The organism is Rhodospirillales bacterium (assembly GCA_016699855.1).
In the GTDB taxonomy this organism is placed as follows: Bacteria; Pseudomonadota; Alphaproteobacteria; order Reyranellales; family Reyranellaceae.
The window spans coordinates 207,705-230,591 of the sequence record CP064988.1; the positions used below are offsets into that span (position 1 = coordinate 207,705).

Below are 22,887 nucleotides of genomic sequence, written 5' to 3' on the forward strand. Positions count from 1 at the left end.
ACGAAGTGGGGGAGAGGGCATATGGCGTCGCATGGCGCGATATGTGTACGCGTCGGCAGCCGGCCGGTGGCGGTGACCCCCTACTCCGCGGCCGGTTCGAACTCGACGAGGTCGGCGCCCTCGTTGACCTGGTCGCCGACGGCGTAGAGCACCTTGCGCACGACGCCGTCGGTCGAGGCCGACAGCGTGTGCTCCATCTTCATCGCCTCGAGCACGATCACGGCCTGGCCGCGCGACACGCTCTCGCCGTCCTTCACCTTGACGTCGATGATCTTGCCGGGCATCGGCGCCTTGAGGCCGCCGCCGGGCGCGCCGGCCGCCTCGTCGCCCGACGCGTCGCGCGGGTCGACGGCGCGCAACGCGCGGCCGCCGGCGTGCAGGCCGAACACGACGTAGTCCCGGCCGCCGTCGAGGGCGGTGGAGACGACGACGCGGGCCGACGCCACGGCACCACCTTGATCCATGCGGATCGAGCCGTTGCCGGCGCGCGACGCCACCACGGCGGCGTCCCCGCCGGGCAGGCCCAATGTGACCCGAAGGTCGCCGCCGGCGCCGGCGAGCGCCGACAATCCGCCGCCGGCATGCCGCTCGTAGGTCACGTCGACCGGCACCTCGCGCTCGCCGTCGCGCCAGCGCACGATCTCCATCGCCGCGCCGCCCGGACGCCAGCCGTCGACCCGGTTCCACGGCGAGCGCGGCTCGCGCGACGCCGCCGCCCGCGCCGCCGACAGGGCGCGCTGATCCAGCAGGCGCGCGGCCGTCGCGAACGCCACCACGCGGTCGTCGGTCTCGTCCGGCTTCGGGATCACCTCTGCCTTGTGGCGTTCGATGAAGCCGGTGTCGACGTCGCCGGCCGCGAACACGGGATGCGCCGCGATGCGCGACAGCAGCGCGGTGTTGGTGCGCACGCCGACCACCTCGGTGTGGGCCAGCGCCACCGACAGCCGGCGCAGCGCCGCGCGGCGGTCGCGGTCGTGGACCACGATCTTGGCGATCATCGGATCGTAGAACGGCGTGACCTCGTCGCCCTGCCGCACGCCGGTGTCGATGCGCACATGCGCGCTCTCGGCCGGGAATTCGAGATGCCGCAGCCGGCCGACCGACGGCAGGAAGTTGCGCGACGGATCCTCGGCGTAGAGCCGCACCTCGAAGGCGTGGCCGTCGATGCGCAGCTCCTCCTGCCGCAGCGGCAGCCTTTCGCCAGACGCCACCCGAAGCTGCCACTCCACGAGGTCCTGGCCGGTGATCATCTCGGTGACGGGATGCTCGACCTGGAGGCGCGTGTTCATCTCCATGAAGAAGAACGTGCCGTCCTGGTCGGCGATGAACTCGACCGTGCCGGCGCCGACGTAGCCGATCGCCTTGGCGGCGGCGACCGCCGCCTCGCCCATCGCCTTGCGCCGCTCCGGCGTCATCCCCGGCGCCGGCGCCTCCTCGATCACCTTCTGGTGGCGGCGCTGGATCGAGCAGTCGCGCTCGAACAGGTAGACGCAGTGGCCATGGGAATCGGCGAACACCTGGATCTCGATGTGGCGCGGCCGCTGCACGTAGCGCTCGATCAGCACGTGGTCGTCGGCGAACGCCGCCTTGGCCTCGCGCTTGGCGCCGGCCCGCGCGTCGGCGAACTGCTCCGGCTTCAGCACCGGCCGCATGCCCTTGCCGCCGCCGCCGGCCGAGGCCTTGATCAGCACGGGATAGCCGATGCGCGCCGCTTCGCGCGCCAGCAGCGCCGCGTCCTGGTCGTCGCCGTGGTAGCCAGGCACCAGCGGCACCCCGGCCGCCTCCATCAGCTTCTTGGCCTCGCTCTTGGAGCCCATGGCGCGGATGGCCGCGGGCGGCGGACCGATAAACACGATCCCGGCGGCGGCGCAGGCCTCGGCGAAGCCGGCGTTCTCCGACAGGAAGCCGTAGCCGGGATGCACCGCCTCGGCGCCGGTGGCCTTGGCGGCGGCGATCAGCCGCTCGGCGACGAGATAGCTCTCGCGCGCCGCCGACGGCCCGATATGGACGGCCTCGTCGGCCATGTCGACGTGCCGCGCGCCGCGGTCGGCGTCGGAGAACACCGCCACCGTCCGCACGCCCAGCTTGCGCGCCGTCTTGACGACCCGGCACGCGATCTCGCCGCGGTTGGCGATCAGGATCTTGGAAAACATCGTCAGGTCACCCACCGCGGTTTGCGCTTCTGGAGGAAGGCGGCCATGCCCTCCTGCGCGTCGGGAGTCAGGCATTGTTCGGCGACGTTCGACGCCACCAGCTCGACCATGCCGGCGTCGTTGGGCGCGGCGTCCATCGCCGTCACCAGCCGTTTGATCAGCGCCTGCACGCTGGGCGCGCCCAGCTTGAGCTCGGCGGCCAGCTTAGCCACCTCGATGTCGAGCGACTCCGGCGCCGCCACACGGTCGACCATGCCGATGCGCCGCGCCTCCTCGACGTCGAAGATGCCGCCATGCATCAGCAATTGGCGCGCCTTGCGCGGGCCGACGGTCTGGATCAGCACGGTGATGGCGATGCCGGCCAGCAATCCGTTGCGCACCGAGGTCAGGCCGAAGCGCGCGCGGTCGGACGCCACGACGTAGTCGCAGGCCAGCGCGACGCCGACCCCGCCGCCGACCGCGGCGCCCTGCACCCGGGCGATGGTCGGCATCGGCATGTCGTAGACAGCCTGGACGGCGCGCGTCATGACCAGCGCGCCGGCCTTGTTCTGGGCCGGGGTCTGCGACGGCCAGGTCAGCACCCAGTTGAAATCGCCGCCGGCCGAGAACGACGGCCCCTTGGCGCCGATCACGGTGACCCGCACCGCCGGATCGGCGGCGACGCGGCCGAGGACGGCGATGAACGCCTCGCCGGCCGCGGCGTCGAAGGAATTGTGCTCCTTCACGCGGTTCAGCGTGACGGTGGCGACGCCGTCGTCGACCGACAGCAGGACGGGATCGCTCATCGCCATCACATCCGGAACACGCCCCAGCGGGGCGGTTCGATCGGCGCGTTCATCGCCGCGGAAAGCCCTAGGCCGAGCGCCATGCGCGTGTCGGCGGGATCGAGGATGCCGTCGTCCCACAGGCGCGCGCTGGCGAAATAGGGATGCGCCTCGGCCTCGAGCTGGGCGCGGATCGGCGCCTTGAAAGCGGCCTCGTCCTCGGCGCTCCAGGCGCCGCCCTTGGCCTCGATGTTGTCGCGCCGCACCGTGGCCAGCACGCTGGCGGCCTGCTCGCCGCCCATTACCGAGATGCGGCCGGACGGCCACATCCACAGCATGCGCGGGCTGTAGGCGCGGCCGCACATGCCGTAGTTGCCGGCGCCGTAGCTGCCGCCGACGATCACCGTGAATTTCGGCACCGTCACGGTCGAGACCGCGGTCACCATCTTGGCGCCGTCCTTGGCGATGCCGCCGGCCTCGTACTTCTTGCCGACCATGAATCCGACGATGTTCTGGAGGAACACCAGCGGGATGCCGCGCTGGCCGCACAGCTCGATGAAATGCGCCGCCTTCAGCGCCGATTCGTTGAACAGGATGCCGTTGTTGGCGACGATGCCGACGGGATGGCCCCAGATATGGGCGAAGCCCGTGACCAGCGTGGTGCCGTAGAGCTGCTTGAACTCGTCCAGCTCGCTGCCGTCGACGATGCGGGCGATCAGCTCGCGCGCGTCGTAGGGGATGCGCGCGTCGGTCGGGATGACGCCGTAGAGCTCGTCGGCGGAATAGAGGGGATCGCGCGGCTCGACCATCGCGACGGGCGCGTTCTTGCGCCGGTTCAGATGGCCGACGATGCGGCGCGCGATGCCCAGCGCGTGGCTGTCGTTCATGGCGTAGTGGTCGGCGACGCCGGAAATGCTGGTGTGCACCTCGGCGCCTCCCAGCGACTCGGCATCGACGACCTCGCCGATGGCGGCCTTCACCAGCGGCGGCCCGCCGAGGAAGATGGTGCCCTGGTTGCGCACGATGACCGTCTCGTCGCTCATCGCCGGCACGTAGGCTCCGCCCGCCGTGCACGAGCCCATCACGACGGCGATCTGCGGGATGCCGCGGGCGCTCATGTTGGCCTGGTTGTAGAAGATGCGCCCGAAATGCGTCTTGTCGGGGAACACGCCGGACTGGTTCGGCAGGTTGGCGCCGCCGGAATCGACGAGGTAGACGCAGGGCAGATTGTTCTCGAGCGCGACCTCCTGCGCCCGGAGGTGCTTGGTGACGGTCATCGGATAGTAGGTGCCGCCCTGCACGGTGGCGTCGTTGCACACCACGACGCACTCGACGCCCGCGATCCGGCCGACGCCGGTGATGACGCCGGCCGACGGCGCCTTGCCGTCGTACATGTCCCAGGCGGCGAGCTGGGAGAACTCGAGGAACGGCGAGCCGGGATCGAGGAGCGCGCCGATCCGGTCGCGCGGCAGCAGCTTGCCGCGGCCGACATGGCGCTCGCGCGAGGCCGCGCCGCCACCCTCGCGCACCACCTCGATCTTGGCGCGCAGATCCTCGACCTGCGCCTTCATGGCAGCGTGGTTCGCCTTGTACGCGGCGGAGCGCGTGTCGAGTTTGGACTGGATGACGGGCATGGGCACCGGACCGGCGGGGACGACGGCCGGACGTCGATTCCGGCCTATGGAGCGCCCCATATCGCAGCGTCCGCCGGCCCCCGGCAATCGTTTTATGGCCGCCGCGTCCGTGACCCGCGCCACGCGCGCGGCGCCGGCCCGATGCTATGAACCGTCGGGAGCGACCGGCGCCGGCCGCCCGTCGCGCGACGAGGGAGCGAACCATGACCGACCACACCTGGAACATCACGACCGTGCGCGCGCGGCAGGCCATGCGGATCGTCCAGCAGGCGATCGGCGGCGGCGACTGGGAGACGGTCAAGATCGCCCATATCGACACCGGCTACACCAACCACTGCGTGTTCCACATGCCGCCGGAGGCGCCGTCCGGCGCCCTGCTCGCCGGGCTCGGCGTCAACTACGTCGAGGCGGGCAAGCCGCCGCTCGACCCCCTGAGCGCGGGGCTGCTGCTGTTCCCCGGCCACGGCACGCGCACATCGGGCGTGCTGTGCGGCGACAAGCCCGGCACCTTCGTCGGCATGGCGCCGGGCGTGCCGGTCGTCCCCTACCGGGTGGCGGAGACGGTGGTCCTGCACAAGGAGACGATCGTCAACGCCGCCAAGGCGCTTCGCCACGCGCTGGAGCAGCGGCAGGCGCCCGTGATCTCGATCAGCCTCGGCGTGCAGTCGGTGTTCGGCAACAAGACCCAGATGCGCCAGCTCGGCCGCGCCGTCGACGCCGCCTACGAGGCCGGCGCGATGGTGGTGGCGGCGTGCGGCCAGACGCGCCAGAACGCGCCCGACCTGATGCAGGTGCAGGTCTATCCGTCGCGCTACTCCCGCGCCGTCGCTGTGGCCGGCGTCAACCAGAAGCGGCGCATCTGCTACGACTACGAGCACGACCGCGACTGGATCGACGTGTGGGCGCCGGCCGACGAGATCCCGCGGCCGAACTCGCTGCGCGGCGGCGGCGACCGCCAGTGCCTGATCGAGCAGGGCGGCGGCGACGGCACCTCCTACGCCACGGTGCACGTCTCGGCGGCGGCGGCGATGTGGTTGCGGGTGCGCGGGCGCGAGCTCGACGACGGCGGCTACGCGGGCTGGCGCCGCATCAAGGCGTTCCGCAAACTGCTGCGCACGACGGCCCGGCCGATCCAGGGCAACGACGTGACCGGCGGCGGGCCGGTGCCCACCGACGGCCGCGGCATCCTCGACTGCGAGGCGCTGCTCAAGGCGCCGCTGCCGCCGCTCGCATCGCTGCGCAAGCAGCAGCGCCTCGCCGAGAACGAGGTGGACTGACCGCCGGCGGCGGTCAGACCTTGCCGTCGGCGAACCGGTCGATGCCGAGCGGGCCGCGCCAGCCGGCGGATTGCGTCTCGACGCGGGCGTCGAGCGGGATGCCGGTGGCGTCGGCGATCCGCGTGATCGCGTCGAAGCCGCCGACCACCGCGGCGGCGTCGACCACGGCGGCGGCGCCGATCGCCGCGGTCAGCGCCTCCCGCGCATCGGCCGTCGCGTCCGCGTCACGCCCGATGACGGCGTCAGCGAACGCCAGCAGCGCCGCGGCGTGCGGCACTCCGGTGTCGCCCCCGCCCTCCATGACGCCGGCGAGGTCGTAGTCGTCTCCGCTGAACTGGCCGCTCCCCCGGAGCAAGGCTAGGTGGCTGACGGTTCAATAGACGCAGCGGTTCAGCGCCGCCACGCGCGCGGCCAGCATCTCGATCTGCGGATGCGTGATGGCGCGGAACTCGCGGCCGAAATCGCGCATCGCCGGATTGTCGAGGTACATCGTCTCGAACATGTCCCAGAAATCGATCATCGCCTCCGGCACGAGGCTCAGCGCGCGATGCACGTTGCCGCCGATGCGGTTGCGGTAGAGGTCGGGATCGTCGGCGCCGCGATCCTCCGGCGCCACGGTCGCGACCCACGCCAGCCCGTCGCGCGCGCCGGCCGGCCGGCGGCCGCTGGGCGCGCCGTCCTCGGGCGCCGGTAGCGGCAGCGGCGACAGGCCGAGCGCGCGGCGGAACGTGTCGACGGCCGTCGTGATCGCGACGACGGACACCAGCTCGACATAGGCGCCCTCCTCCAGGCCGGCGGCGCGGACGGCGCGGTACCAGCCCTCGGACAGGCGGCCGGAATCGGTGGCGATGCGATGGACCGCCTCGACGGCCGCGTCGGGGAGACCGCCCGCGGTCTCGTGGGCGCCGGCGATCGCGGCCGGCGACAGCGCCGCCTTGCGCGTGGCGCACAGCCCGCACGCGGCGGCGGCGCGGGTCTCGGCGGCGATGGCGACGCGGTCTGCGCCCGACCACCAGACGCCGGTCTCGCCCAGCCGCATCCACGCGCGCACCTGCGCGTTCAGGAGGTCGTGGCGGATGTCCACGCGGGCGGCGGCGGTCACGCGGCCGCCGCGCAATTCGCCTTCAACGCCTGCGCGACCTTCGACGCCGGCTCCCGCCCCAGCGCGGCGCAGATCGCGCGGCCCGCCGCGGCGACGGCGTCGAGGTCGACGCCGTGTTCGACACCGAGCCCGTTCAGCATGTAGACGACGTCCTCGGTGCCGACGTTGCCCGAGGCGCCCTTGGCGTAGGGGCAGCCGCCCAGCCCGGCGACGGCGGTGTCGAACACCGTGATCCCCCGCTCCATCACCGCGAGGATGTTGGCCAGCGACTGGCCGTAGGTGTCGTGGAAATGCGCCGCGATCTTGTCGCGCGGCACTTTCGCGGCCACGGCGTCGATCATCTCTACGCACTTGCCGGGCGTGCCGACACCGATCGTGTCGCCGAGCGAGACCTCGTAGCAGCCCATGCGGAACAAACGGTCGGCGACCTCCGCCACCTTGCCCGGCGCGACGGCGCCGTCGTAGGGGCAGGCGATCACGGTCGAGATGTAGCCGCGCACGCGGATGCCGTGGTGGCGCGCCGCCTCGACCACCGGCGCGAAGCGCTCGAAGCTCTCGTCGATCGAGCAGTTGGTGTTCTTGCGGCAGAACGCCTCCGACGCCGCCGTGAACACCGCGATCTCGCCGCACCTCGCCTCGATCGCGGCGTTCATGCCCTGCTCGTTCGGCACCAGCACGGGATAGGAGACGCCGGGCCTGCGGGCGATGCCGGCCAGCACCTCGTCCGTGCTCGCCATCTGCGGCACCCATTTGGGCGACACGAAGCTGCCGGACTCGACCGTGGTGTGGCCGGCCGCCGACAACGCGTCGATCAGCGCGATCTTGGCCGCGACCGATACCGGCCGGGCCTCGTTCTGCAGACCGTCGCGGGGGCCGACCTCGACCAGTCGCGCGCGTTTGGGCAGGTTCATCGCAGCACTCCTCCCATGGCCGCCTCTATCTCACGCCGCGCCCAGCCGCGCCATGGCGCGGTCGGCGGCGGCGAGCGTCTCGTCGATCGTGGCGTCGTCGTGCGCCGCCGAGAGGAACCACGAACACCGCTGGTTCACCCGCACGCCCTCGTCCTGCAGCGCGCGGCTGAGCGCCAGCGCCCGGTCGCGGTCGGTGGCGGCGGCCTCGCGGAAATTCCGGGGCGCGGGCCCGTCGGTGACGAAGGTCTGGAAGATGGTCGGCAACCCGCGCGCCAGGATCGGCAGGCCGTGCCGCCGTCCCAGCGCCTCCAGCCCGGCCATCAACCGAAGACCGCGCCCCTCCATGGCGGCGTAGAGCGCGCCGCCATCGCGCTCCAGCTCGTCGAGCGCGGCCAGGGCCGCGGCGACGCTCTGGACGTTTCCGTTGTAGGTGCCGCCGTGCATGACGCCGCGGGTCTGCAGAACCTCCATCACGTCGCGACGGCCCGCCACCAGCGCCAGAGGAAACCCCGCCGCCACCGCCTTGGCGTAGATCGCGAGATCGGCGGCCACGCCGAAGCGGCCCTGCGCGCCGCCGAGGCCGGCGCGGAAGCCCGTGATCACCTCGTCGCATATGAACAGCGCGCCGTGGCGCCGGCACAGCGCCGCGACACCGGCGAGATAGCCGGGCTCGGCGATCACGGCGCCGCCGTTGACCATGACGGGCTCCATGATCACGGCGGCGATGTCGCGCCCCTCGCGCGCGAACAACCGGTCCAACGCCGCCAGATCGTTCCAGCCGCACACCGAGACGTCGTCGAGCGCGCCCGGCGCGATCCCCGGCGACTCCGCGACCGGTGCCGGCGCCTCCGCCGGGCCGGCCTCGTTCCCTGTCGGCCGGACGCTGATGTAGGTCTGGTCGGTCCAACCGTGGTAGTGGCCCTCGAACTTCACGATCTTGGGCCGCCCGGTGAAGGCGCGCGCGACGCGCAGCGCCATCAGCACGGCCTCCGTGCCGGAGGTCGCGAAGCGCACCAGCTCGGCGCCCGGCAGGATCCGGCACAGCCGCTCCGCGAGTTCGGCCTCGCGACGGTGCTGCGCGGCGAACACCTGGCCGTCGGCGAGGCTGTCGGCCACCGCGCGCAGCACGCCCGGCGGCGCGTGGCCGAGGATCGCCGGCCCGTTGCCGAGGACGTAGTCGATGTGGACGTTGCCATCGACGTCGTGCAGACGCGCGCCCTCGCCGCGCGCGAAGAACAGCGGCACCGGCGCGCTGGCGTAGCGCACGTTGCTGCTGACGCCGCCCGCCATGTGCCGGCGCGCGCGTTCGTAGAGCTCCTCGGATCGCCGGTATTCGCGCATGGCCCCTCCGCCGGATTTGCGCTAGCGTGGCGCATCGGCGGGCCGGCGTCGAGCGCGCCGCCCGCCCCCGTGATTCCGGAGGCCCGTATGACCGCCCTGTCGAATTCCCGCGTCGCATGGTTCAACGGCAGGATCGTGCCCGAGAACCAGGTCATGATCCCGTTCCGCGACCGCAGCTGGAAGTACGGCGACGGCGCCTTCGACATGACGCGCACCTTCGAGGGCGCCCCGTTCCGCCTGAAGGAGCACATCGACCGCTTCTACCGCTCGCTGCGCTACCTGCGCATCGATCCCGGGATCTCGCCGTCCGAGATGGTGGCGCACAGCGAGGAGGTCGTGGCGCGCAACGAGCACCTGCGCGCCGAGGCCGGCGACTGGTGGGTCGGCCAGCGCGTCAGCCGCGGCGTCGACGCGGTCGGCGACGAGGGCTGGGAGCACACCGGTCCGAACGTCGTGATCGAGGTCCTGCCGATCCCGATGGCCAAGCGCGCCAAGTATTTCCGCGACGGCGCCGACGTCATGGTCACGGCGATGCGCAGGACCGCGCCGAACATGCTGAGCCCGCGCGCCAAGACCCACAACTACCTCAACATGATCGTGGCCGAGCAGCCGGTGAAGGCGCTGAACCCCGACGCCTGGGCGATCCTGCTCGACGAGAACGGCAACCTCGCCGAGGGTCTCGGCAGCAACATCTTCATCGTCCGCGACGGCGCGCTGACCACCCCGCGCGACAAGTACGTGCTGCCCGGCGTCAGCCGGCAGATGACGATGGACCTCGCGGCGAAGCTGGGCATCGGCTGCCAGGAGGCCGACATCGACCTGTTCGACGCCGAGAACGCCGACGAGATGTTCCTGACCTCGACCAGCCTGTGCATCCTGCCGGTGCGCAGCTTCAACGGCCAAGCGGTCGGCGCCGGCAAGACGCCCGGCCCGGTGACGGCCAAGCTGACGGCCGCCTACAGCGCCGAGGTCGGCTGCGACTTCGTCAAGCAGTACCTCGACCGGCTCTAGCCTGGCTTCCAATCGGCCCGCCGGCAGCGACGCGATGCGAAGCTCCGGAGGCGGCGTATCGCGCGCCCTCCCCTCGCCGCGCGGCTGAGAGCGCGAGGTCGGCCGCGCGCCATGTCGCGGGACGCCCGCTGGCGCGGTGTGGTAACGACACCACCGCATGGAAGCGTTCCTCGTCTCGACCGGAATCGTCGCGCTGGCGGAGTGCGGCGACAAGACCCAGCTTCTGGCCGTCGCTCTGGCCGCGCGTTACCGCGCGCCGTGGCCGATCCTCGCCGGCATCTTCGCGGCGACGCTGCTGAACCACGCCGGCGCGGGATACGTCGGCAGCCTGCTGGGCCACTGGCTGGACGGGCCGTGGGCCCGCTGGATCGTCGGCGGCTCGTTCATCGCGATGGCGGTGTGGGCGCTGATCCCCGACCGTCTCGACGATGACGCCGCCGCCCGCCCCGCCCTCGGCGCGTGGGCGGTGTTCACCGCGACGACGATGGCGTTCTTCGTGATCGAGATGGGGGACAAGACGCAGGTCGCCACGGTCGCGCTGGCGGCGCGCTACGAGCAGCTCGCCGCCGTGGTCGCCGGCACGACGATCGGCATGATGCTCGCCAACGCGCCGGCGGTGTGGCTGGGCGACAGGCTGGCGCAGCGCCTGCCGCTGGCGGCGCTCAACAAGGGCGCCGCGCTGCTGTTCGCGATCCTCGGCGTGGCGACGATCGCGTTCGGCTGACCGACGCCGCGCCCGACGAAGTCCTCCGCCAACTCGTGCGCCGCCCACGTCGTCGCAAGCGTTCCCCGCGTCATCCCGAGCGCAGCGAGGGATCTTTAGGCCGCGTAAAGATCCCTCGCTGCGCTCGGGATGACGACGGAGGCGACGGGCGTCCTTGTCGAGGCGGCCGACGATGCTCGGCCGAAGCCTCACCCGACGATGTCGCTGCCGGCGAAGAAGTAGGCGATCTCGATCGCGGCGTTCTCCGGCGAGTCCGAGCCGTGCACCGAGTTGGCCTCGATCGACTCGGCGAAGTCCTTGCGGATGGTGCCGGCGGCGGCGTTGGCCGGGTTCGTCGCGCCCATGATCTCGCGGTTGCGCGCGATGGCGTTGTCGCCCTCGAGCACCTGCACGACCACCGGGCCGGACGTCATGAACTTCACGAGGTCGCCGAAGAACGGCCGCGCGCGGTGCACGCCGTAGAAATTCTCGGCCTGCTGCTGGCTCATCCAGATGCGCCGCTGGGCGACGACGCGCAGACCGGCCTCCTCGAAGCGGGCGTTGATCCTGCCCGTGAGGTTGCGGCGCGTCGCGTCCGGCTTGATGATCGAAAAGGTGCGCTCGAGCGCCATGGTCGTCTCCACGAAGGATGGCGGGGGATGGCGGGCGCCCACGCCCGGCCGCGAAAGTCGCGGGCTTATAGACTCTCCGCGTTCCTGCGGCAACCGGCGCCCCGCCGGGCGCTTTGCCGGGCGCGGCGCGCGTGGTAAACGCCGCGCCGCCATGCTGCACATCAACGACCTCACCTACCGCGTCGCCGGCCGGCCGCTGTTCGAGCGCGCCACCGTCGCGGTGCCGGCCGGGCGGCGCGCCGGGCTGGTCGGCCGCAACGGCACCGGCAAGTCGACGCTGCTGCGCCTGATCCGGAGCGAGCTCGGCGTCGACGGCGGCTCGGTGACGGTGCGCGCCAGCGCCCGCATCGGCGAGGTGGCCCAGGACGCGCCGGGCGGCGACAAATCCGTGCTCGAGACGGTGCTGGAGGCCGACCGCGAGCGCGCCGCCCTGCTGGTCGAGGCCGAGACCGCGACCGAGCCCAACCGCGTCGCCGAGATCCATATCCGCCTGGCCGACATCGGCGCCCACAACGCCCCCTCCCGCGCCGCCGCCATCCTGCACGGGCTGGGCTTCGACCACGCCGCCCAGCAGCGGCCGTGCGGCGAGTTCTCCGGCGGCTGGCGCATGCGCGTGGCGCTGGCGCAGGCGCTGTTCGCGCAGCCCGACCTGCTGCTGCTCGACGAGCCCAGCAACCACCTCGACATCGAGGCGCGGCTGTGGCTGTCGGACTACCTGCGCACCTACCCCTACACGCTGCTGCTGGTCAGCCACGACCGCGAGCTGCTGAACGCGGTGTGCGACCAGATCGTGCACATCGACCAGGGCAGGCTGGTCTCCTACACGGGCAACTTCGACCGCTTCGAGCGCACGCGCCGCGAGCAGGCCGAGCGCCAGGCGGCGCTTCAGACCCGGCAGATGGCCGAGCGCAAGCGCATCCAGGCGTTCGTCGACCGCTTCCGCGCCAAGGCGAGCAAGGCGCGCCAAGCGCAGTCGCGCATGAAGCTGCTGGAGAAGATGGAGCCGATCGTGCCGGTGGCGTCCGACTCGGCGATCGAGTTCTCGTTCCCCAACCCCGATCCGCTGTCGCCGCCGCTGATCGCCATGGACGACGCCTCGGTCGGCTACGGCGACGGGCCGCCGGTGCTGCGCAAGCTGAACCTGCGCATCGACATGGACGACCGCATCGCCCTGCTCGGCCAGAACGGCAACGGCAAGTCGACCTTCATCCGCCTGCTGGCCGGTCGGCTGGCGACGCGCGGCGGCAGCCTGCGCAAATCCGGCAAGCTGCGGGTGGGCTACTTCTCGCAGCAGCAGGAGGAGGAGCTCGACGTCGACGGCACGCCGTTCCAGCACATGCGCCGCCTGATGCCGCTGGCGACCGAGACGGCGGTGCGGTCGCAGCTCGGCCGCTTCATGTTCTCCGGCCCGCGCGCCGACCAGACCGTCAAGACGCTGTCGGGCGGCGAGCGCACGCGGCTGCTGTTCGCGCTGATGACGCGCGAGGCGCCGCACATCCTGCTGCTCGACGAGCCGACCAACCATCTCGACATGGATTCGCGCGCCGCCCTGGTCGAGGCGCTGAACGAGTACGACGGCGCCGTGATCCTGGTCAGCCACGACGCCCATCTCGTGCGTCTGGTCGCCGACCGGTTGTGGCTGGTCGCCGACGGCACCTGCGCTTCGTTCGAGGGCGACCTCGACGACTACGAGAGCCAGGTCATGTCCGACCGCGGCGCCCGGCGGGAGAAGCGCGCCCGCGTCGACGATGCGCCGGCAGCCGCCGCCGCGCCGGCAACGCCAGCGCCACCGCCCCTGCCGAAGGCCGAGCGCCGGCGCGCCGACGCCGAGCACCGCCAGCGCCTGGCGCCGCTGCGCAAGAGCATCGAGCGGGCCGAGAAGGAGCTGGAAAAGCTGAACGCCCAGCGCGTCGCGCTCGACGCCAAGCTGGCCGACCCGGACCTCTACGCCGGCCCGGCCGAGGCGGTCACGCGCCTGCAGATCGACCTCGGCTACCTGATCAAGAGCATCGCCGACGCCGAGGAGCGCTGGCTGGAGGCGCAGGCCGCGCTCGAGGCGGCCCAGAGCGAGGCGGCCTGAGCGGCCCCGCCCGCGCCGTCACGCCATCGCGGCGCGCGGCCGGCTGAAGCGGCGGATCTGGAGCACGGTCAGCACGTTGAGCAGGTAGATCGCGAAGGCGCCCCAGAACATGCCGTGCGGCATGCCGTGGTCGATCAGCCAGCCGAACACCGGCGGTCCGAGCATCGAGCCGACGTCGAGGCCCGAGTATACGAACCCGAACACCTTGCCCGACGCGCCCGGCGGCGTCGCGCCGCGCACGATCATGTCGCGCGACGGTCCGGTCACGCCGCCGGCGAACCCGGTCAACGCCATCAACGGCAGCACCAGGAGCGCGGGGATCGCGCCCGTCGCGATCACGGCGGAAAGCGCGCCGGCCGCCAGCAAGCCACCGGCGGCGATGGCGTCGTGGCGCGAGGCGCTGTCGGCCAGCCAGCCGCCGGCGACGACGCCGACCGCCGAGCCCAGCAGCAGCGCGTTGAGCGACCAGATGGCGGCATCGCGCGACAACGGGAACATGGCCTGCAGCGCCGGCACCGAGAATTGCTGCACGCCGACGACGGTGATCGCGACGAACACGAAATAGAGCATGCAGACCAGGATCGGCACGGAGAACAGCGCCGAGACGTCGAACGCGCCCGAGGCGCCCGACGCGCGGCGCGCGACGCGGTGGTCGGTCATCGCGTGGCCCTGCGACATGACGGCGGCGGCGACGAGCACGCCCACCGCCGACGCGCTCGCCGCGGCGATCCGCCAGCCGAACATCTCCGACAGGAAGTAGATCACCGACGCCGCGACCCATCCCAGCGTGCCGCCGAGTCCGTGGACGCTGTAGGCGCGTCCGAGCCGGCGGGAGTCGACGGAGGCGTTAAGGATCGCGAAATCGGCGGGATGGAACACGCAGTTGCCGATGCCGGCGATCGTCACCAGCGGCACCAGCGTCCAGAAATCGCGCCCGAGGAGCGCGATCAGTCCGAAGGCCGACGCCGCCGACAGCAGCCCGAAGGTCAGGACGGGCCGCGCGCCGAAGCGGTCGACCGCGAAGCCGGCGGCGGTCTGGCCGACGCCCGACACGGCGTAGAAGATCGCGCCGAGCACGCCGATGTCGGTGTAGCTCAGACCGAACTGCGGCCGCACGACCAGCAGCAGCGTGACCAGCGCGAGCTGGTAGAAATGGCTGAGGCCGTGGGCGACGCCGACCACGCCGATCACGCGGATATCGCGGCCGAGGGATTGTGCACCAGCGACGGACATCGGCGCTCCCGGAATGACGGACGCGCCGCCCGGCTTCTCCGGGCGACACGTCGGCATTCTACGCCAGCGGGGACCCCGGCGCGACCGGCGACGCCCTCATGGCTGGCGTGTTCCGCCGCGGGCTCGTCGAGGCGCGCGCCGATGGCCGGCTCCGGAAGCGCGAAACCATGGCCGCACCGCATCTTCTCGATATGCGGGATGGCCTCGGCCGAGCAGGCGCCGTCGCACCACGCCGGCGCCACCATGGTCTCGGTGCCGTCGCCGCCGCCGCGGCTGTCGGTCATCGAGCGGTTGGGCAGGTAGCGCTCGTGGAGCCCCTTGAGCTTCAGGCAGCAGGCCGCCTCGTCGGAGCGCAGCATGGTGCACTGCGCGGCGGCCAATTGCGGACCGAGGGCGGCGAGACCGAGCGCGAAACCGGCCGCCGCGAGAACGCCGGGACGTGACATATCGACCTCACGAGGAAAGGCAGGATTTGCGTGAGGCGCGATATCTGAACGGCGGGCCGGCGTCACGAGCCGGAGGGCGCAGGAGATTTGCGAGGCGGCGCCCGAGACAAGCTCGGGGTCCGGCTCAGCTCCGGGGCACGTTGAAGCCGTTCCGCCGGATGGCCTCCTCGAGCATGCGCAGGCCGGCCTCGTGGTCGCCCTTGCGGCAGGCGTCGTAGCCCAGCTCGCGCTCCAGCCGGCCGACCGGCATCCGCCCCTCGCCCACCCGGTCGCTGTAGCGGTCGTAATAGGCCGCGAGTTCGTCGCACCGCTTCAGGTCTCGCGCCGCGGCGGTCGACACCGTGCCGAGCGCCGCCAACGCGGCGACGATCACGGCCGCCTCCCGACACAACGACATCGCATCCTCCACCGGACCCTTGTCGACGCGACCTATACCCACGCCAAGCGTCGTCGATCGAGTCGCTTCGCTTCAACACTCCGCCAGCCGACGTGAGGACCGCGACGTCGGCCGCCGCATGGCGGATTCGCGGCGCGCGCGGCGGAAGCGGATTTGCGGTTTCGCCGGTCCGACGCCAAGCTGCCGCCCGACGGGGCGCGCGCTCCGCGAACGCATCGGAGGAACCGCATGAAGCGCTGGACGCATCGCCCGGAGGGATCGACCTGGGGCGACTGGGGCGACGACGACCAGCTCGGCCGGTTGAACCTGCTGACGCCGGAGAAGGTGCTGCAGGGGATCGCCGAGGTGAAGGCCGGCAAGGCGTTCTGCCTCAGCCTGCCGCTCGACCTGCCCGGCGGCAACGTGCTCAATCCGCGCCGCCTGCCGCCGGTGCTGTCGCCGACCGGCGATCCGAACGGCTGGCGGTTCAACTTCCTGACCAGCAAGCTCGATCCGCGCGCCACCGACGTCGTGTCCGACGACCGCGTGATCCTGACGCTCCAGTACTCGACGCAGTGGGACACGCTGGCCCATGTCGGCGGCGTGTTCGACGTCAACGGCGACGGCAAGCCCCTGCCCGTCTACTACAACGGCTGGCGCGCCGGCGAGGACGTGGTCGGTCCGGTGCCCGACGCCGGCGGCGACGGCTGCGGCCACCTCTGCTACGCCCACAAGCTCGGCGTCGAGAACATGGCCGAGAAAGCGATCCAAGGCCGCGGCGTGCTCGTCGACCTCGAGAAGCACCTCGGCCGGCCACACCTTCGTCGACTACGACACGCTGATGCGCGTCATGGCCGCCGACAAGGTCGTGGTCGAGCCCGGCGACATGCTCGTGCTGCACACCGGCTTCGCCACCATGCTGGTGGAGATGGCCGGCAAACCGGACCCCCAGAAAGTGCACGCGATGTGCGCGGTGCTCGACGGCCGCGACCAGCGGCTGCTGAAGTGGATCACCGACAGCCAGATCGCCTCGCTGATCGCCGACAACTACGGCGTCGAGGCCGTGCCGGCGCGCGACGGCGGTCCCGACGACGCGCCATCTCTGCCGCTGCACCACCACTGCATATTCCGGCTGGGCATCAACCTCGGGGAGATGTGGTACCTGCACGAGCTGGCGGCGTGGCTGCGCGCGAACGGCCGTTCGCGCTTCCTGCTGACGGCGCCGCCGTTGCGCCTGCCGGGCGCGGTCGGATCCCCGGCCAACGCCATCGCGACGGTGTGACACGGCGCCGGCCTTGCAACGCCGGTCGCGATGCCCGATACTGCGCTGGCGATGATCCCACGGATCCCCCGCCTGATCCACTCAGGAGCCCGCGCCCGACGGCCGGTCTCGACGGCGGGCCACGCCTTCATCGCCTGCGTCATCGGCGTCATGCTGCTGAGCGTTCTCGGCGACGTGGTCGACTCCGCGCTGCTCGCCGAGCTCGAGATCGACCTCCTGCTGACGGATATCGGCTTCGAGACGCTATCGTCGCTGGGTCTGTCGAACTGGAACCTGATCGAGCTGATCCTCGCCGGCGCCGTCCTCTCTTTGGGCGGCGGCGAGATCGGCCGCGCGATCTCGACGACGTCGAGGGCGCTGGTCTCCGCCATCCGCAAGCGGAACGGCAAAGTCCCCATTTGATCTCCGTAGAGACCGTCTAGCCCCGGCGCGGACGACCGCGCCGGAACGCGCACGCGCATCTTCGGAGAACCACGATGGAATTCCTGTCAGGCGGATTCATTTCCGCGCTTTTCGCGATCGTCCTGATCGACCTCGTCCTCGCCGGCGACAACGCCCTCGTCATCGGCCTCGTCGCCCGCGACCTGCCCAAGGAACAGCAGCGCAAGGTGATCCTTTGGGGCACCTTCGGCGCCATCGCGATCCGCGCGACGATGGCCATCGGCGTCGTCTGGCTGCTCATGATCCCCGGTTTCCTCGGCGCCGGCGGCCTGGCGTTGATCTGGATCGCCCGCAAGCTGCTCGAGCCGGCGCCGGAGACCGGCGACCTCCACGGCGCCGCCACGCCGGCGAAATCGCTCTACGCCGCCATCAAGACGATCGTCATCGCCGACGCGGTCATGGGCGTCGACAACGTGTTGGCGATCGGCGGCGCGGCGCACGGCAGCGTGCTGCTGATCGTGCTCGGGCTGCTCATCAGCGTGCCGATCATCGTCTGGGGCAGCCAGATCGTGATCCGGCTGGTCGACCGCTTCCCCTCGGTCATCCTGCTGGGCGGCGTGGTTCTGGCGTGGACGGCCTACGGCATGATCGTCCGCGAGCCGATGCTGAAGTCGGCCTACGAGGCCCAGCCGGCGCTGAAGTTCGTGACCGCGCTGGCGGTGTTCTCGCTGTCGGTCGCGCCGTGGCTGCGCGGCTGGCTGCCGGCGCGCCTGCGGCCGCTGGTCGTGATCCTGCCGATGATGGCGATCTGGGTCGCGGGCGCCGCCGTCGTGGCGGGCGCCATGGGCCACGACGCGCGCTACCTGGCGGCGGATTCGCCGACGGCGGCGATGTGGCAGGCGGTCCGCTGGGTCGGCTGGATCCCGTTCGCGATCGGCTGGCTGTGGTGGACGGAGCGGCGCTCGGTGGCGCGCGGCGCCGGCCTCAAGCGGGCGGCGTAGCGCGGTCGCGGCGGCCGGGGGCACGGGTCACGCCTTGCGCTCCCAGCCGCCGCGCTCGCCCTGCTGCCAGTACTGCAGGTCGTGCCCGGCCTCGCGGTACGCCGTCCAACGTTCGCGCGCGGCGGCGACGGCGTCGTCGCTGCGCCCGTCGAAGATCTCGGACACGCGCTCGTACGGGCCCAGATCGGCGCACCGCGCGCCATCCGACAGGAACAGGTAGGTGGCGTCGTTGGGCCGTTCGTCGGCCGCCGTCAGCCAGACGGGCTGGCGCGCAGCGGCGCCGTCGCGCGCCGAGCCGTGCGGCAGGAACGACCCCGGCTCGTAGGTCCAGAGATGGGCGTTGAGCGATTCGACCCGTTCGGCCGACCCCACCATCACGACGGCGCGCATGCCGCGCGCCAGCGTCGCCTCCAGCATCCGCGGCAGCACCTCCTCGAGCGCGCCGCGGGTGAGATGGTAGAAGCGGATCTCCGTCATCGCCGCGCGCGACGCCGGGGGGCCTACTCGTGGTGGTCGGCGACGAACTGGTCGACCAGCCGCACGCCGAAGGCGCTGGCGCCCTTGGGCGTCGTGGCGTCGCCCTTCAGGTGCCAGGCGACGCCGGCGATGTCGACATGCGCCCACGGCCGCTTGCCCTGGACGAAGCGCTTCAGGAACTGCGCGGCGGTGACCGAGCCGGCGGCGCGGCCCCCGACGTTCTTCATGTCGGCGATCTCGGAATCGATGTCCTTGTCGTAGCCCGATCCCAGCGGCATGCGCCACAGCTTCTCGCCGACCTTGGCGCCGGCGTCGCGCAGCTGGCGCGCCAGCTTGTCGTCGTTGCAGAACAGGCCGGCGCGCTCGTGACCGAGCGCGACCACGATGGCGCCCGTCAGCGTCGAGAACTCGACCATCAGCGCCGGATCGTACTTCTCCTGCGCGTACCACATGACGTCGCACAGCACGAGGCGGCCCTCGGCGTCGGTGTTGATGACCTCGACCGTCTGGCCGGACATCGTCTTGACGACGTCGCTGGGCCGCTGGGCGTTTCCGTCCGGCATGTTCTCGACCAGGCCGATGAGCCCGATGGCGTTGACCTTCGCCTTGCGGCCGGCCAGCGCGCGCATCGCGCCGGTGACGGCGCCGGCGCCGCCCATGTCGTACTTCATGTCCTCCATGCCGGCGGCGGGCTTGAGCGAGATGCCGCCGGTGTCGAAGCACACGCCCTTGCCGATGAACGCCACCGGACGGTCGCCCTTGCGGCCGCCGTCCCAGCGCATGACGACGAGCTGAGACTCGCGGACGCTGCCCTGGCCGACGCCGAGCAGCGCGCCCATGCCGAGCTTCCGCATCTGGGCCTCGCCCAGCACCTCGACCTTGACGCCGAGCTTGGCGAGCGACTTCGCGCGCGCGGCGAAGCTCTCCGGATGCAGGACGTTGGGCGGTTCGCTGACAAGGTCGCGGGTCATGAACACGCCGTCGGCCACCGGCCGCAGCGCCGCGAAGGCGCGTTGCGCGAACGCCGGATCCCTGACCGCGATCGCAACGGTGTCGACGGTCGGCTTCGCCTCGGCCTTCTCCCGCGTGCGGTACTTGTCGAAACGGTACGACCGCAGCAGCGCGCCGAACGCGACCCGCGCCGCCAGCTCGTCGGCCTTGACGCGGCAGCCGGCCGGCTGCTCGACCACGATCGTGAGCGACTTGGCGCCGGCGCCGTTCGCCTCGGCCAGCAGCGTCCCGCCGATCCCCTCGGCGGCGCGCTCGGTCAGCGCCGCGCCCTCGCCGGTTCCGCACAGGACGAGGCGGCCGGCGGCGACTCCGGCGGGCGCCGGGATCGCCAGGGTCTGGTGCAGCTTGCCGGTGAAGCGGCTCGCGGCGATCGCCTTGCCCAGCGTCCCGCCGGACTTCTTGTCGGCCGCCGCGGCCGCCGGCAGCAGCTTCCGGCCCGGCGCGGCGAGCATGGCGACGCTGACGGCCGGCGCTTTGGCGGGATCGACGAACACGATCTTCATGAGAGTCCCCGAAATTCATGGTCAACAGGCGGATAGCGCGCACCTTCGCACGCGATCCCCGGCGGCGGAAGCCCCACGGCGCGGCCGGCGATTCGGCGCATGACCAACCTTCCGCAGCCGCGTATATTTGGCTATCTAAACCCCTCGGATAACCGACGAAACGCCCGGAGAGGCCGCCGTGGAGACGACGCAGACGCACGGGCGCGACGCCCCGCGCGCGTATCCGCCGGGCCGTCCAGCCGGGCCGCCGCGGAACCGCGGCTAGACGCGTGCGCGCCCCGTTCCACCGTCTCTTCGCCGCGGCGCTCGCGGTCTGCGTCGCGGCCGCCGCGCCCGGCGCGGACGCCCAGACCATGGAGCGCCGCCCGGACCGGACCGACCCGGACCGGGCGAAGCCCCCGGCCGCCGTCCCGAAGCGGCCCGCGCCCGAAAAGCGCACGCCGGCGTTGTTCAACGCCGACGAAGTGACCTACGACCGCGCTGCCGACGTCGTCACGGCGACCGGACGCGTCGAGGTCTCGCAGAACGACCGGATCCTGCAGGCCGACCGGCTCGTCTACGATCGCCGCCGCGACGTGATGACGGCGACCGGTAACGTGCGGATCGTCGAGCCGACCGGCGAGGTGATCTTCGCCGACACCGCGAGCGTCACCGGCGACCTCAAGGAGGGCGCGGCGCGCGACATCCGCCTGCGCATGTCCAACGACGCCCGCGTCGCGGCCAACGGCGGCACCTTCAGCGAGGGCAACCGCACCGAGCTCGTCAAGGCCGTCTACACGCCGTGCGAATCCTGCCCGGAGAGACCCGAGCGCGCGCCGCTGTGGCAGGTCAAGGCGCGCAAGATCGTCCACGACAAGACCAAGCAGGACATCTACTTCTACGACGCGACGCTGGAGTTCTTCGGGATCCCGGTCGCCTACACGCCCTACATGGCGCACGCCGATCCGACGGTCGACCGCCGGTCCGGCTTCCTCGCCCCGGTGTTCGAACAATCCCGGCAGCTCGGGTTCGGCGTCACCGTGCCCTACTTCTGGGCGATCGATCCCTCCAGCGACCTGACGCTGTACCCGCGCGTCATGTCGGAGCGCGGCCTGCTGCTGGGCATCGAGACGCGCAAACGGTTCGACAACGGCAGCCTGCGCTTCACGGGCACCGCCACCCGCGACACGTTCCACGAGCGTCCGGGCGCCGAGACGCGCGGCCACTTCATGTCCGAGGGCCGCTTCGACATCGACGAGCACTGGCGCGCGGGCTTCCAGGGGCAGCGCGCCACCGACAAGACCTACATGCGCTTCTACGACATCGGGTCGTACGATTTCCTCACCAGCAAGGCGTACGCCGAGCGCTTCGACCGCCGCAGCTACGGGTCGGTCTTCGCCTACGCCTTCCAGGAGCTGCGGTCCGGCTACTCGTCGCGGCAGACGCCCTACGTGGTGCCCGTCGCCGCGTACAACTACGTCGGCGAGCAGATGCGGTTCGGCGGCCATTTCATCGCCGACGCCAGCGTCCGCCACCTGTTCCGCGAGGAGGGCACCGACAGCACCCGGGTGATGGCGCGCGTCGGCTACGACTTCACGCACATCACCCGCGACGGCCACGTCTTCAACGTGCTGGCGACCGTGCGGGGCGACATCTACGACATCAAGAACGCGGTCGATCCCGACGATCCGGCGGGACAGTTCACCGGCACCAAGGCGCGCGCGTTCCCGCAGATCTCGGCCGACTGGCGATATCCGATGATCCGCCGGATCGGCGAGAGCTCGTACGCGACCGTCGAGCCGATCGTCGGCTTCGTCGCGGCGCCGAACGTCGGGCGCCAGTGGCGCTACGCCAACGAGGACGCCATCGACCAGGTGTACGACGAGACGAACCTGTTCAGCCCCAACCGCTCGACGGGCGACGACCGGCTCGAGGGCGGCCAGCGTCTGAACTACGGCATGAAGCTCGGACTCAACGCCGGCCAGGGCGGCTCGAGCTGGTTCTTCGTCGGCCAGAGCTTCCGGCTGCAGCGCGACACCTCCTACCCGGCCGCCACCGGTCTGCGCTCGAAGATCTCCGATCCGGTGACCGCGCTGTCGATCAATCCCGGCCGCTACTGGGACATCTTCGCGCGCGCGCGGTTCGACAAGGAGCATCTCAGCCGCGTCCGGCAGGCCGATGCGTACATCGCGGCCGGGCCGCGCGAGTTCCGCGTGATCGGCAGCTACGCCCTGATCGACGAGGCGCAGTCGACCCTCAACGCCTTCGGCGACCGCCAGGAGGGGCGCCTCGGCTTCATCGCGCGCCCGCACGAGAACTGGAAGTTCGGCGCCTCGATCGCGCGCGACCTCGAGCGCGGCGCGACGCGCCAGATGCAGGGGCTGCTGGAGTACGAGGACGAGTGCTTCCTGTTCGGAATCCGCCTGTCGCGCCGGTACTACACGGACCGCGACGTAAAGCCGGACAACCGCGTCGCGTTCCGCTTCGTCCTCAAGCAGACGACCGACACCAACTACTGAGTCGCGCCGGCCCCGCGCCGGTTGCGGATCGACCCCCGCCGGCTATAGTCCGGCCCCAGCCCACCCCATAC

Annotated in this window: 20 protein-coding genes and 1 pseudogene; 8 read left to right on the top strand and 13 right to left on the bottom strand. The window is 71.6% G+C overall.

Annotation, left to right across the window (positions count from 1 at the left end; genetic code table 11):
* Positions 1-80: 80 nt before the first annotated feature.
* The 3 genes from IPK81_00955 to IPK81_00965 are packed head-to-tail and all read right to left on the bottom strand — an operon-like array spanning position 81 to position 4,551.
* Complete coding sequence (locus IPK81_00955) at positions 81-2,153, bottom strand: acetyl/propionyl/methylcrotonyl-CoA carboxylase subunit alpha (protein ID QQS12886.1); 2,073 nt, start codon at positions 2,151-2,153, stop codon at positions 81-83.
* Between the two features lie 2 nt (positions 2,154-2,155).
* Positions 2,156-2,938 carry an enoyl-CoA hydratase/isomerase family protein gene (locus IPK81_00960; protein QQS12887.1) on the bottom strand — a complete coding sequence of 261 codons (783 nt, stop codon included), beginning with the start codon at positions 2,936-2,938 and terminating at the stop codon, positions 2,156-2,158.
* 5 nt (positions 2,939-2,943) lie between these two features.
* Positions 2,944-4,551, bottom strand: coding sequence for a methylcrotonoyl-CoA carboxylase (locus tag IPK81_00965; protein ID QQS12888.1), 1,608 nt, complete (start codon positions 4,549-4,551; stop codon positions 2,944-2,946).
* A gap of 203 nt (positions 4,552-4,754) precedes the next feature.
* On the opposite strand from IPK81_00965, the gene IPK81_00970 reads away from it, so the two are divergent.
* Entirely contained in the window at positions 4,755-5,828 is a 1,074-nt protein-coding gene (locus IPK81_00970; GenBank protein ID QQS12889.1) for a S8/S53 family peptidase, read from the top strand.
* A 13-nt stretch (positions 5,829-5,841) separates the two neighbouring features.
* On the opposite strand, the gene IPK81_00975 is transcribed toward IPK81_00970, so the two are convergent.
* The 4 genes from IPK81_00975 to IPK81_00990 are packed head-to-tail and all read right to left on the bottom strand — an operon-like array spanning position 5,842 to position 9,182.
* Positions 5,842-6,183, bottom strand: coding sequence for a hypothetical protein (locus IPK81_00975; GenBank protein QQS12890.1), 342 nt, complete (start codon positions 6,181-6,183; stop codon positions 5,842-5,844).
* A gap of 18 nt (positions 6,184-6,201) precedes the next feature.
* Positions 6,202-6,930: a hypothetical protein gene (locus tag IPK81_00980; protein ID QQS12891.1), complete on the bottom strand. Its 729-nt coding sequence runs from the start codon at positions 6,928-6,930 to the stop codon at positions 6,202-6,204.
* Complete coding sequence (locus IPK81_00985; protein ID QQS12892.1) at positions 6,927-7,841, bottom strand: hydroxymethylglutaryl-CoA lyase; 915 nt, start codon at positions 7,839-7,841, stop codon at positions 6,927-6,929. The genes IPK81_00980 and IPK81_00985 overlap by 4 nt, the downstream gene beginning before the upstream one ends.
* Before the next feature lie 30 nt (positions 7,842-7,871).
* The gene (locus IPK81_00990) at positions 7,872-9,182 is read right to left on the bottom strand and encodes an aspartate aminotransferase family protein (GenBank protein QQS12893.1); all 1,311 of its coding nucleotides are present in this window, start codon (positions 9,180-9,182) and stop codon (positions 7,872-7,874) included.
* 87 nt (positions 9,183-9,269) lie between these two features.
* Between IPK81_00990 and IPK81_00995 the strand changes: the two genes are divergently transcribed.
* Positions 9,270-10,193 (top strand): aminotransferase class IV, encoded by a 924-nt coding sequence (locus IPK81_00995; protein QQS12894.1) that lies wholly within the window; start codon positions 9,270-9,272, stop codon positions 10,191-10,193.
* A 157-nt stretch (positions 10,194-10,350) separates the two neighbouring features.
* Positions 10,351-10,917 (top strand): TMEM165/GDT1 family protein, encoded by a 567-nt coding sequence (locus tag IPK81_01000; protein ID QQS12895.1) that lies wholly within the window; start codon positions 10,351-10,353, stop codon positions 10,915-10,917.
* A 188-nt stretch (positions 10,918-11,105) separates the two neighbouring features.
* Here the strand turns inward: IPK81_01000 and ndk are convergent, their stop codons facing one another.
* Positions 11,106-11,528, bottom strand: coding sequence for a nucleoside-diphosphate kinase (gene ndk, locus IPK81_01005; GenBank protein ID QQS12896.1), 423 nt, complete (start codon positions 11,526-11,528; stop codon positions 11,106-11,108).
* Between the two features lie 151 nt (positions 11,529-11,679).
* On the opposite strand from ndk, the gene IPK81_01010 reads away from it, so the two are divergent.
* Positions 11,680-13,608 carry an ABC-F family ATP-binding cassette domain-containing protein gene (locus tag IPK81_01010; GenBank protein ID QQS12897.1) on the top strand — a complete coding sequence of 643 codons (1,929 nt, stop codon included), beginning with the start codon at positions 11,680-11,682 and terminating at the stop codon, positions 13,606-13,608.
* 18 nt (positions 13,609-13,626) lie between these two features.
* Here the strand turns inward: IPK81_01010 and IPK81_01015 are convergent, their stop codons facing one another.
* The 3 genes from IPK81_01015 to IPK81_01025 form a co-directional block, all read right to left on the bottom strand.
* Positions 13,627-14,841, bottom strand: a complete 1,215-nt coding sequence (locus tag IPK81_01015; GenBank protein ID QQS12898.1) for an MFS transporter — start codon at positions 14,839-14,841, stop codon at positions 13,627-13,629.
* Positions 14,796-15,287 (bottom strand): hypothetical protein, encoded by a 492-nt coding sequence (locus IPK81_01020; GenBank protein QQS12899.1) that lies wholly within the window; start codon positions 15,285-15,287, stop codon positions 14,796-14,798. Before IPK81_01020 ends, IPK81_01015 begins: the two co-directional genes overlap by 46 nt.
* A 124-nt stretch (positions 15,288-15,411) precedes the next feature.
* Positions 15,412-15,684 carry a hypothetical protein gene (locus IPK81_01025; protein QQS12900.1) on the bottom strand — a complete coding sequence of 91 codons (273 nt, stop codon included), beginning with the start codon at positions 15,682-15,684 and terminating at the stop codon, positions 15,412-15,414.
* Positions 15,685-15,912: 228 nt separating this feature from the next.
* Between IPK81_01025 and IPK81_01030 the strand changes: the two are divergent.
* The 3 genes and pseudogenes from IPK81_01030 to IPK81_01040 all read left to right on the top strand — a co-directional run bounded on the left by IPK81_01030 (position 15,913) and on the right by IPK81_01040 (position 18,327).
* Positions 15,913-16,945: pseudogene (locus tag IPK81_01030) on the top strand (cyclase family protein).
* Positions 16,946-16,996: 51 nt separating this feature from the next.
* Positions 16,997-17,347 carry a hypothetical protein gene (locus tag IPK81_01035; GenBank protein ID QQS12901.1) on the top strand — a complete coding sequence of 117 codons (351 nt, stop codon included), beginning with the start codon at positions 16,997-16,999 and terminating at the stop codon, positions 17,345-17,347.
* 74 nt (positions 17,348-17,421) lie between these two features.
* Positions 17,422-18,327 carry a TerC family protein gene (locus IPK81_01040; protein QQS12902.1) on the top strand — a complete coding sequence of 302 codons (906 nt, stop codon included), beginning with the start codon at positions 17,422-17,424 and terminating at the stop codon, positions 18,325-18,327.
* Between the two features lie 27 nt (positions 18,328-18,354).
* Here the strand turns inward: IPK81_01040 and IPK81_01045 are convergent, their stop codons facing one another.
* Positions 18,355-18,804 (bottom strand): DNA polymerase III subunit chi, encoded by a 450-nt coding sequence (locus tag IPK81_01045; GenBank protein ID QQS12903.1) that lies wholly within the window; start codon positions 18,802-18,804, stop codon positions 18,355-18,357.
* A gap of 23 nt (positions 18,805-18,827) precedes the next feature.
* A complete protein-coding gene (locus IPK81_01050; GenBank protein QQS12904.1) occupies positions 18,828-20,318 on the bottom strand; it encodes a leucyl aminopeptidase in 1,491 nt (496 codons plus the stop codon).
* Between the two features lie 269 nt (positions 20,319-20,587).
* On the opposite strand from IPK81_01050, the gene IPK81_01055 reads away from it, so the two are divergent.
* Positions 20,588-22,816, top strand: a complete 2,229-nt coding sequence (locus IPK81_01055) for an LPS-assembly protein LptD (protein ID QQS12905.1) — start codon at positions 20,588-20,590, stop codon at positions 22,814-22,816.
* Positions 22,817-22,887: the final 71 nt, after the last annotated feature.